Annotated in this window: 9 protein-coding genes; 5 read left to right on the top strand and 4 right to left on the bottom strand. The window is 51.7% G+C overall.

The features are described 5' to 3' along the window. Positions 1-75: 75 nt before the first annotated feature. From pepT to RDO88_RS06620, 3 genes are all read right to left on the bottom strand, one after another. On the bottom strand, positions 76-1,299 hold the full coding sequence (gene pepT / locus RDO88_RS06610) for a peptidase T (protein WP_307758624.1): 1,224 nt from the start codon (positions 1,297-1,299) through the stop codon (positions 76-78). Between the two features lie 120 nt (positions 1,300-1,419). Next, positions 1,420-2,829: an amidophosphoribosyltransferase gene (locus RDO88_RS06615; RefSeq protein ID WP_072545722.1), complete on the bottom strand. Its 1,410-nt coding sequence runs from the start codon at positions 2,827-2,829 to the stop codon at positions 1,420-1,422. Positions 2,830-3,009: 180 nt separating this feature from the next. Continuing rightward, the gene (locus RDO88_RS06620) at positions 3,010-5,175 is read right to left on the bottom strand and encodes a glycoside hydrolase family 97 catalytic domain-containing protein (RefSeq protein ID WP_307758625.1); all 2,166 of its coding nucleotides are present in this window, start codon (positions 5,173-5,175) and stop codon (positions 3,010-3,012) included. Here RDO88_RS06620 and RDO88_RS06625 point away from each other — a divergent pair. From RDO88_RS06625 to RDO88_RS06640, 4 genes are all read left to right on the top strand, one after another. After that, on the top strand, positions 5,153-5,452 hold the full coding sequence (locus tag RDO88_RS06625) for a hypothetical protein (protein WP_307758735.1): 300 nt from the start codon (positions 5,153-5,155) through the stop codon (positions 5,450-5,452). The genes RDO88_RS06620 and RDO88_RS06625 overlap by 23 nt on opposite strands. Positions 5,453-5,462: 10 nt before the next feature. Next, a complete protein-coding gene (gene crcB, locus RDO88_RS06630; protein WP_307758626.1) occupies positions 5,463-5,834 on the top strand; it encodes a fluoride efflux transporter CrcB in 372 nt (123 codons plus the stop codon). Between the two features lie 161 nt (positions 5,835-5,995). Continuing rightward, complete coding sequence (nagA, locus tag RDO88_RS06635; RefSeq protein WP_307758627.1) at positions 5,996-7,159, top strand: N-acetylglucosamine-6-phosphate deacetylase; 1,164 nt, start codon at positions 5,996-5,998, stop codon at positions 7,157-7,159. Between the two features lie 33 nt (positions 7,160-7,192). Continuing rightward, positions 7,193-9,184, top strand: a complete 1,992-nt coding sequence (locus tag RDO88_RS06640) for a 6-phosphogluconolactonase (protein ID WP_307758628.1) — start codon at positions 7,193-7,195, stop codon at positions 9,182-9,184. A gap of 55 nt (positions 9,185-9,239) precedes the next feature. Here the strand turns inward: RDO88_RS06640 and RDO88_RS06645 are convergent, their stop codons facing one another. Continuing rightward, complete coding sequence (locus RDO88_RS06645) at positions 9,240-10,127, bottom strand: helix-turn-helix domain-containing protein (protein WP_307758629.1); 888 nt, start codon at positions 10,125-10,127, stop codon at positions 9,240-9,242. Positions 10,128-10,286: 159 nt separating this feature from the next. Here RDO88_RS06645 and RDO88_RS06650 point away from each other — a divergent pair, with 159 nt between their 5' ends. After that, entirely contained in the window at positions 10,287-11,645 is a 1,359-nt protein-coding gene (locus RDO88_RS06650; RefSeq protein WP_307758630.1) for a sugar porter family MFS transporter, read from the top strand. Positions 11,646-11,753: the final 108 nt, after the last annotated feature.

An 11,753-nucleotide genomic window follows, 5' to 3' on the forward strand; every position in this document is an offset into this window, starting at 1 on the left:
AATTACAAACTTTTAAATCAAGAATCAGAAGATGTTTTCAACTGCTGATTCGCATTAAGAATTAAAATGTATTCATCAGCGTGCGGCTACCAGTTCGGCAATCTTGACCACAACCATCATGGCTTTCTCCATGCTCTGGATGGGCACGAACTCATAACGGCCGTGGAAATTGAGTCCTCCGGCAAAGATATTGGGACAAGGCAAACCCTTGAACGACAGCTGGGCGCCGTCCGTACCACCTCGGATAGCCTTCACACGAGGCTCCACGCCAGCATCCTTCATGGCCTGGAAAGCAATGTCGATGACGTGCATCACCGGTTCTATCTTCTCGCGCATGTTGTAGTACTGGTCGTGCAGGTCGAGCGTAGCCGTACCCTCGCCATACTCGGCATTGATCTTACGGACGAGGTGTTCCATTTCCTTCTTGCGGCTCTCGAAACGGGCACGGTCATGGTCGCGGATGATGTAAGACACCACCGTCTGCTCCACCTCGCCGCTGATACCTACCAGGTGATAGAAGCCTTCGTATCCTTCGGTATGCTCGGGCGTTTCGTGGCTGGGCAGCATGGCCATAAAGCGACTGGCCACCCGAATGGAATTGATCATCTTATGCTTGGCATAACCCGGATGCACGTTGCGGCCCTTAAACGTAATCTTGGCCGAAGCGGCATTGAAGTTTTCGAACTCCAGTTCGCCTACCTCACCGCCGTCCATCGTATAAGCCCAGTCGCAACCGAACTTCTCCACATCGAACTTGTGGGCACCGAGACCGATCTCTTCGTCGGGATTGAAGCCGATGCGTATCTTGCCATGCTTGATTTCAGGGTGTTCCTGCAGATAGACAATGGCTGAAACGATTTCGGCAATACCCGCCTTGTCGTCAGCACCAAGCAACGTCTTGCCGTCCGTCACGATCAAGTCCTCACCCTTGTGGTCGAGCAGTTCGGGGAATTGGGAGGGAGACAGCACTATATTTTCTTCGGCACAAAGCACAATGTCCTTACCGTCGTAATTTTCCACCTTGCGCGGCGACACGTTCTTGCCGCTCATATCGGGGCTTGTATCCATGTGGGCAATGAAACCTACCGTAGGCAACGGCTTGTCCGTATTGGCGGGAAGCGTGGCAAACAGATAGCCGTTCTCGTCCAACGTAATATCTTCGAGCCCCAACGACTCCAGTTCTTCTTTCAGATAACGGGCAAAGACCATCTGCCCCGGTGTACTGGGAGTGACACCCGTCTCTTCGTTCGACTGAGTGTCGAAGCTGACATACTTCAAAAAACGTTCTACTAAAGTCATATCATTCAAATAAAAGAGATTCAACAAAATTGTTCATTGTGCCCGTAAAGGTAGAAAAAGGGGCGTAAATTGCCAAGCAATCCACGCCCCTTTTTTATTTCTATTTTAACTATTTGTCAATCAGAAACAGCTGCTGCCGTCAAAACAATGCGTACAAAGCTTGCACTTGGGCAGGCCGATGCTCTCGACCAGCGTCTCCAGCGTATTGAAACGCAAGGAAGTGAAGCCAAAACGCTCGCGCATGATTTCGACCATACGGTTGTATTCGGGCGATCCGGTCGTAGCATATTTCTCAAGATTCTTGTTTTCGTCGCCTTCCAGTTCCTTGATGATGCGGCGTGTAATCAGTTCAAGCGGACTCTTGGATGCCGTAAACCCAATGAACGGACAAGAGTAGATGAGCGGCGGACAAGCTATGCGGATGTGCACTTCCTTGGCACCATACTCATAGAGCACCTTGACATTGTCGCGGAGCTGTGTACCACGTACGATGGAATCGTCGCAGAAGAGAAGGCGCTTGCCCTGAAGCATCGCACGATTGGGGATAAGCTTCATCTTGGCTACAAGATTACGCATCTCCTGCCGACTGGGAGTGAAGCTGCGCGGCCAGGTCGGAGTATACTTGGCAATGGCACGATGATAGGGAATGCCCTTGCCTTCGGCATACCCCAAAGCCATACCTACACCCGAATCAGGAATACCACAAGCACAATCTACTTCAGACGAGTCGGTCTGCCCCATTTTCAAACCGCTGGTGAAGCGGACCTCTTCGACATTGCGTCCTTCGTAACACGACGTAGGGAAACCATAATAAACCCACAGGAACGAACAAATCTGCATCTTCTCTTCCGGCTTACGCATCTGCTCGATACCTTCGGCCCGCAAACGAACGATTTCGCCCGGCCCCAGATAGCGCTCCACTTCGTAGTCGAGGTTGGGAAAACAGCTCGATTCGCTGGTGGCGGCATAGGCACCGTCCTTACGTCCGATGACAATCGGCGTACGCCCCCACTTGTCGCGGGCGGCAATGATACCGTCTTCTGTCAGAAGCAACATGGAACAGGAGCCTTTGATGTGCCTGTAGACATTTTCAATACCTTCTACAAAGTTCTTGCCTTGGATAATGAGCAGGGCTATCAGTTCCGTCTGGTTGGTCTGGCCGGAGCTGAGCTCGGAGAAGTGCATGTTCTGCTTGAGCAAATCGGCCTCCAGCTCGGCTATGTTTACAATCTTGGCTACTGTCACAATGGCGAAACGCCCCAGGTGGGAGTTCAGGATAATGGGCTGCGCGTCCGTATCGCTGATGATGCCGATACCTGAATTGCCCTTGAACTTATCCAGCTCGTCTTCGAACTTCGTACGGAAATAGGTGCTTTCCAGATTGTGGATAGAACGGTTGAAGCTTTGGGTCGCGCCGTCGTAAGTAGCCATACCGCCCCGTTTCGTACCTAAATGTGAATTGTAGTCTGTACCATAAAACAAATCAGTCACACAACTTTCTTTGGCGACTGTACCGAAGAAACCTCCCATATATGTATATTCTTTAATATATTATGTATAGTGTCCGCTTATAAAAACGATTGCAAAGGTACAAATAAGTCGGCAGGCAACATTCGGAAATGCCCAGTTTTTTTCAGTAAAAAACGCCCTGCAAGCTTAAAAACTCGCAGAGCGCTTACCAACACCTATGAAGCTATCTTCTTACCTTTTTCAGTTTCTCCATTTCTTCACAGATTTCAGGTCGTCGGGCGTAGCCTCAATCAGGCTCAAGGCAAAGCCTCCGCTACGCGCTTCCCTGACGGTCATCTTGGTCTTGGAAGTCACGATACCTTTCTTTATCTGATAAGAAGTGGGATTTTCCTTATAGTCGGCATCCTTGCCGTCGGCATAAAGGGTAGCCACGTATTTCTTGTCGGCATCGAGGAAGTCGAGCTTGAACTCGGCTGTACGGGCATTTTCGTCGGTAATGCCACCAACGAACCAGTTGTCCGTTCCCTTGGCCTTGCGCGCGATGGTGATGTAGTCGCCCGGCTCGGCTTCGATGTAATTGCTTTCATCCCAATCTACGGCAACGTCCTTGATGAACTGGAAGGCGTCCATGCGCTTCTCGTAGTTCTCGACCACGTCGGCAGCCATCTGCAAGGGACTGTAGAGGGTAACGTAGAGGGCCAGCTGCTTGCAAAGGGTTGTCTGCACCTGTCCGTGAGGCAAATCGCCCATAAAGTCTAGCTTCGTGTCAAAGATACCCGGCGTATAGTCCATCGGACCGCCGATGAGACGGTTGAAGGGCAAGAGCGTAGTGTGGAAAGGCTTACTACCGCCAAAGGCTTCGTATTCGGTGCCTCGGGCCGACTCATTGCCTATCAGGTTGGGGTACGTACGGCAAAGGCCGGTGGGGCGCACGGCTTCGTGTCCGTTGACCATAATCTTGTATTCGGCCGCTTTCTTGACGGCATACAGGTAGTGATTGTTCATCCACTGACCGTAATGGTGCTCGCCACGAGGAATGATGTTTCCTACATATCCGCTCTTCACGGCATTGTAGCCATTGTCTACCATAAACTGATAGGCCTTGTCCAGATGGCGTTCGTAGTTGCGTACGGAAGAAGATGTCTCGTGATGCATCATCAGTCTCACCCCTTTGCTACGGGCATAGTCGTTCAGCATCTTCACATCGAAATCGGGATAGGGGGTCACGAAGTCGAACACATAATCCTTTGACTTGCCGAACCAGTCTTCCCAACCTTCATTCCAACCTTCGACCAGCACCTGATCAAGCCCGTTGGCAGCCGCAAAGTCGATGTATTTCTTCACGTGCTCGTTGTTGGCTCCATGACGGCCGTTGGGTTTGGTCTTCGTATAATCTGTCTGCCCCAACTTGACGGAAGGAAGTTCGTCGGTGTAGGCCCATGTGCTCTTGCCGGCAATCATCTCCCACCACACGCCGACGTACTTCACGGGTTTGATCCACGACACGTCTTCGTAAGCACAAGGTTCATTGAGATTCAGCGTGATGCGCGAGGCAAGGATGTCGCGTGCGTCGTCGCTCACAATGACCGTACGCCAGGGTGAGGTGCAGGGAGCCTGCAAATAGCCCTTGTTGCCCTGTGCATCAGGAGTCAGCCAGGACTCGAACACCAGGTTCTTGTCGTCGAGGTTGAGGTGCATGCACGAATAGTCGACCAATGCCGCCTCGTGCAGGTTGATGTAGAGGCCGTCGGCCGTCTTCATCTGCAAGGCCGTCTGCACGCCTGTAGGCGAGAAGGGAGTCTGCGAAGAGTTGGGCGTAATGGCACCTTTCATCAGGCCGCGTATCTCCGTCAGCTTCGATTCGGTATAGTCATATTCCTGCGTATCGTAATCGCCAGGTATCCAGAAGGCCGTGTGGTCGCCCGCCATGGCAAACTGGGTATGCTCTTCCTTGATGACGAAATAATTGAGGTTCTTCTGCAAAGGGAATTCGTAGCGGAAGCCCAGGCCGTCGTCGAAGAGGCGGAAACGGATGACGATATTACGCTCCTGCGCCTTCTGGTTCAGGGTCACCGCCATTTCATTGTAATGGTTGCGGATTTCCTTCTCCTCGCCCCAGACAGGCTGCCAAGTTTCGTCGAACGTGGAAGTCTTCACGCCGGCCAGCGAGAAGCCATTCATCAGGCCCGGATCGTCCTTCAGCTCCAATCCCAGCTTGGATGGCTTGATAACGGTTTTATCCTCATAATACAGTTCGTAGACGGGTTCTCCCTGCGCATTGACCGTAAAGTTCAGACGAAGTTGTCCGTTGGGCGAAGTGAGTTCTTCGGCCCCCACTCCTGCGGTTACGCCAAGGAAAAGCAACAGAAATAGGAATTTTGAAATGAATGTTTTCATGTTTCTCATGTGCAATGTTAGTAATTTGTGTGACAAAGATAGAAAAGAGAAAAGAAATTGGCAGGCTGTTGCCGATAAAAAGCCTGAAAGCCATTCAGCAAACGTTTGCATACGTCCCATAGGGGGCGAAAAGACAAAACAGCCTTTTCCCGACAGGAAAGCAGCCTTTTCTGCCTCGCAAAACAGCCTTTTCCTGCAAAAAGAAGAAAGTTGCTTCGGAAAGCCCCGATGTTTTCCTACCTTTGCATCCGTAATCGGGCAGGCAGCTGCCTGCCGCCAAACATAAGACTGACGCCATGACAAAAGAACTGATAGCTATCTTTATCGGAGGAGGCACAGGAAGTGTGCTCCGCTATTGCGTGCAAATGGCTTTGCACGAACGCATCGTACCCTACAATTTTCCATGGGCCACATTCACCGTCAACATCGTGGGCAGTTTCCTCATCGGTTTCTTCTATTCCTGGTCGGCCCGCTTCAACCTGCCAACAGAAATCCGCCTCCTGCTGACGACCGGCCTCTGTGGAGGGTTCACCACCTTCTCGACCTTCAGCAACGACGGCCTGACGCTGCTCAAGCAAGGCTATGGGAGCCTGTTCCTGCTATACGTCCTGCTGAGCATTGTGCTGGGGATTCTTGCAGCCCTCGGCGGAAATCTGTGCGGCCGATAACGGACCTTTTTCAGCATTAACTAAAAGAATTTAGAGTATTTAATAGAAAATACCTATCAATAGTGAAGCTATATTTAGAGGAAAGTCCGTACTTTTGTAGGTGAAAAACCAATTTTTACAATGACAATTAACAAAAACAACAATACTAACCACTAAATCCTATGCTGACTCAACTCATCAATGCCCGCATCCTCACTCCGCAAGGATGGCTGAAGGATGGTTCCGTCCTCATCAGAGACGGTAAGATTTTGGAAGTGACCAACTGCGACCTGGCCGTGATAGGCGCCACACTCATCGACGTCAAAGGCATGTACGTACTGCCCGGCGGCATCGAAATCCACGCCCACGGAGGCGGCGGACGCGACTTTATGGAATGCACCGAAGATGCTTTCCGCCAAGCTGTCCAGACGCACATGAAGTATGGCACGACCAGCATCTTCCCCACTCTGTCCTCGTCAACCGTCCCCATGATCGAGCAGGCAGCCGAGACTTGTACCAAGCTGATGGCCGAACCCGACAGCCCCATCCTGGGTCTGCATCTCGAAGGCCACTACTTCAACATGGCCATGGCCGGCGGACAGCTCCCCGAGAATATCAAGAACCCCGACCCGAACGAATACATTCCGCTCGTTGAACGCTGGTCGTGCATCAAGCGCTGGGATGCCGCCCCCGAACTGCCGGGTGCCATCCAGTTCGGAAAATACATCTCCGGCAAGGGCATTCTTGCCTCCGTCGGACACACACAGGCCGAATTCGAAGACATACAGGCCGCCTACGAAGCAGGATACACCCACGCCACCCACTTCTACAACGCCATGCCGGGCTTCCACAAGCGCCGCGAATACAAGTACGAAGGTACGGTGGAGAGCATCTATCTGCTGGACGACATGACGGTAGAAGTCGTAGCCGACGGCATCCACGTGCCGCCCACCATCCTGAGACTGGTCTATAAAATAAAAGGAGTGGAGCGCATGTGCCTCATCACCGACGCCCTGGCCTGCGCCGCCAGCGACAGCAAGGAAGCTTTCGACCCCCGTGTCATTATTGAAGACGGCGTCTGCAAGCTGGCCGACCGCTCGGCACTGGCGGGAAGTATCGCCACGATGGACCGCCTCATCCGCACTGTCGTACAGAAAGCCGACATCCCTTTGGCCGACGCCGCCCGCATGGTATCGGAAACGCCAGCCAAGATTATGGGTGTGTACGACCGCAAGGGTTCGTTGCAGAAGGGTAAAGATGCCGATATCATCGTCATGGACGAAAACTTGAACGTACGTGCCGTCTGGGCCATGGGCAAGCTCGTCCCTGACACCTATAAAATATAACGGACGCAATCAATTACTTTAATACAATCGATTATGAAGACAAATCTAAGTTCACAAATCACTCTGAACCGAGTGTCGACGAGGTACTATCGCCCGGAGAACGCTTTCGAACGCTCTGTGCTGACCCGTCTGGAGAAAGTACCCACCGATATCTACGAAACCGCAGAAGAAGGTGCCGACCAGATAGCCCGCGACATTGCACAGCTGATACGTGACAAGCAGAAAGCCGGACGCTTCTGTGTACTGGCACTGGCAGGCGGCAATTCGCCCCGCAACGTATACGCTGCCCTGGTGCGCATGCATCAAGAAGAAGGCTTGAGCTTCCGCAATGTCATCGTGTTCAACCTCTACGAGTATTATCCCTTGGCTCCCGATGCTGCTACCAGCAACCTGAACGCCCTGAAAGAAATGCTCCTCGACCATGTGGACATAGACAAGCAGAACATCTTCAGCCCCGACGGCTCCATTGCCAAGGACACCATCTTCGAATATTGCCGCCTGTACGAGCAGCGCATCGAAAGCTTCGGCGGATTGGATGTTGCCCTGCTGGGCATAGGCCGTGTGGGTAATATCGGTTTCAATGAGCCGGGTTCACGTCTGAACTCCACCACCCGCCTCATCCTGCTGGACAGCGATTCGCGCAACGATGCTGCCAAAATATTCGGAGCCATCGACAATACACCCGTCAGCTCCATCACGATGGGAGTATCGACCATCCTCGCCGCCAAGAAAGTCTACCTCATGGCCTGGGGAGAAGAGAAAGCCAAAATGGTGAAAGAATGTGTGGAAGGCAACATCACCGACACCATCCCCGCATCCTATTTGCAGACGCACAACAACGCACACATCGTAGTCGACCTCTCGGCTGCCGCCAACCTGACACGTATCCAGCGTCCCTGGCTGGTGACTTCCTGCGAATGGAACGACAAGCTCATCCGAAGCGCCATCGTATGGTTGTGCCAGCTCACAGGCAAACCCATCCTCAAGCTGACCAACAAGGACTACAACGAGAACGGTTTGAGCGAACTGCTGGCTCTCTATGGTTCGGCCTACAATGTGAACATCAAGATATTCAACGACCTGCAGCACACCATTACCGGATGGCCGGGCGGCAAGCCGAACGCCGACGACACCTATCGTCCCGAACGTGCCAACCCCTTCCCGAAACGTGTAGTGGTCTTTTCTCCGCACCCAGATGACGACGTTATCTCCATGGGTGGTACCATCCGTCGCCTGGTAGAGCAGGGTCACGACGTACATGTAGCCTACGAAACCAGCGGCAACATTGCCGTGGGCGACGAAGAGGTGGTTCGTTTCCTGCACTTCATCAACGGCTTCAACCAGCTTTTCAATGACAGCGCCGACCAGGTCATCAACGAAAAGTATGCTGAAATCCGTAAGTTCCTGCGCGAAAAGAAGGACGGCGACATGGATACCCGCGACATCCTCACCATCAAGGGACTCATCCGTCGTGGCGAAGCACGTACGGCCTGTACCTACAATAACATTCCGTTGGATCATTGCCATTTCCTTGACCTGCCTTTCTACGAGACCGGCAAAATCAAGAAGAACCCCATCAGCGAGGCCGACGTTGAAATCGTACGCAACCTGTTGCGCGAAGTAAAACCTCATCAGGTATTCGTGGCAGGCGACCTGGCCGATCCGCATGGCACTCACCGTGTCTGCACCGATGCCGTATTCGCCGCTATCGACCTGGAAAAGGAAGAAGGCGCCGAATGGTTGAAGGATTGCCGCATCTGGATGTATCGCGGTGCATGGGCCGAATGGGAAATCGAGAATATCGAAATGGCTGTGCCCATCAGCCCCGAAGAACTGAGAGCCAAACGCAACTCCATTCTGAAGCACCAAAGTCAGATGGAAAGCGCTCCGTTCCTGGGTAACGACGAACGCCTTTTCTGGCAACGAAGCGAAGACCGTAACCGTGGTACAGCCAATCTGTACAACAGTTTGGGCTTGGCCAGCTACGAAGCGATGGAAGCGTTTGTAGAGTATATTCCGCTATAACATTTACCTTTTTATACAGAAGAGGGTGTGCCGTGGCACGCCCTCTTCTTATATATTATCCTTTCTTTGATTTCCGATATTCCTTGGGGGACATTCCCATTATCTTACTGAACAGACGCGAGAAATAAAACATGTCTTCCATTCCGACCTTGTAACAGATCTGATTAATTTTCATATCCGTCGTATCCAACAACAAACAGGCGTACTGTACTTTCAACAAATTGAAATAGGCCGAAGGACTATGACCTGTTTTCTGCCTGAACAAAGCAGAGAAGTGAGAAGACGAATATCCAGTATGTAAAGCCATTTCCTGCAAAGACAGGCGTTTCTCCATATTCTCCTTCATAAAATGGATGGCTTGCTCCACCACATCAGCCTCGTCATGCCTGTCGCCATTGGCATCGCGATATTGCTGCACATAGCGCAACGACCCCAAAAAATAATGAAAGAGAGAAGATACATATTGCAGATTTTCGTTGCTATAGCCAGATTTCAGGATTGTGAACATCTCCTCAAACAATCCGATACGATCACTGATACGCGAACGGTTGCCAGGACGAATATCCATGGGAGCAACAGCATCTTTGGCGTAATAGAGTGCCATATCACCTTTAAAGTGTATCCAATAAATTGTCCATGGAGCCGACTCACTGGCTCCATAAGCATGGGGAACTCCAGCCGGAAGAATGAAATACTGGTTGGCAACTACCGTATAAGTATGGCTACCGATACGATACCAACCTTCACCATCGGTACAATAAATAAAGACATACTGATTGATGGGCACTTTACGTTCCCTATAATGATGCAAAGCACGCGGGAAATAGCCAATATCTGTGATATGAAGTCTGGAAAGCAATGGATCGGTCTCCATAGACTCCACAATCAGTTTGGGAAGCACCAAGAGCTGTTCCCCTTGAAATCCGTCTTTCAATTCAATCATATAGACATGTTTTTAAGGCTGACGGCAAACATACACAACAAAAATGAAATACGCAAGCAGAATCGTAAGATTGTCCATATACAGAATAAGACTTTCTATTTTTCAGTTCGTTGGTAGTTGCTATTTTTGCAACAGAAAACAAATAGTTCATCTGATAACATGAAAACGTACAACAAAGGATTCATCTATTTCATCTGCCTGGTGTCTGCCATGGGCGGATTGCTGTTCGGTTACGACTGGGTCGTCATCGGCGGCGCCAAGATTTTCTACGAACAGTTCTTCGGCATTGCCGGCGATCCTGCCATGCAGGGACTGGCCATGAGCATCGCTTTGGCCGGATGCCTCATCGGCGCATTGACATCGGGCATGCTGGCCGACAAATTGGGACGTAAACCGCTGCTCCTGCTCTCGGCCCTCATTTTTGTACTGACCGCCTATGGTACAGGTGCTTTCAGTAATTTCCAGTATTTCCTGCTGGCCCGCTTCGGCGGAGGTATTGCCATCGGTATCGCATCGGGGTTGTCGCCCATGTACATTGCCGAAGTGGCACCCGCTTCCATCAGAGGAAAATTGGTATCGCTCAACCAGCTGACCATTGTCATCGGTATTCTGGCGGCACAGATAGTCAACTGGCTGCTGGTCAGCGACGATACGGCATGGAATGTAGCCATGTCGTGGCGCTGGATGTTCTGGTCGGCCGCCTTCCCTGCCCTGGCTTTCCTTGTATTGGCTGCCTTTATCCCCGAAAGCCCACGATGGCTGGCCATGAAGGGACGACGTGAACGGGCCACCCAAATCCTGACCCGCATCGGAGGCAACACGTATGCACAAAGCGAATTGTCATCCCTGCAAAACGACATGGAGAACAAGCAGAAGCAGGGAGGCCTGTCGCTGCTCTTCAGCAAGCCCTATCGACGGGTACTGACGCTGGGCATCATCGTGGCCATGTTTCAGCAATGGTGCGGCACAAACGTCATCTTCAACTACGCTCAGGAGGTTTTCCAGTCGGCTGGTTACGATGTGGACAATACGTTCATCAACATCGTCGTGACGGGCATCGCCAACTTGGTCTTCACGTTCGTGGCCATCTATACCGTCGACCGCCTGGGACGCCGCGCACTGATGCTTCTTGGAGCGGGCGGACTGGCCGGCATCTACCTGATACTAGGCACCTGCTATTACTTCGAGGTAAGCGGCATCTTCATGGTCGTACTGGTAGTAACCGCCATTGCCTGCTATGCCATGACGCTGGGGCCTGTCACTTGGGTACTGTTGTCCGAAATCTTCCCCAACAAAGTGAGGGGTGTGGCCGTGGCTACCGGTACGTTTGCCCTGTGGGTGGCCAGCTTCATCCTGACCTACACCTTCCCCTTCCTGAACAAAGCATTGGGGACGGCCGGTACTTTCTGGATCTATACAGCCATCTGCGCCGCTGGTCTTGTCTTCTTCCTCTTCCGCATGCCCGAAACCAAAGGCAAATCGCTGGAGCAGCTGGAAAAGGAAATGGTAGATGAATGACGAAGGAAACGGCAGAACCAAACCAAAGGCCGTTTCCTTGCCATTACTTTACAGCCTTTAAAGCAATGCTTTAGTCCGATTAAAGCAATGCTTTAAAAGCATTAAAGC

Source organism: uncultured Mediterranea sp. (assembly GCF_902493215.1).
GTDB lineage: Bacteria > Bacteroidota > Bacteroidia > Bacteroidales > Bacteroidaceae > Bacteroides.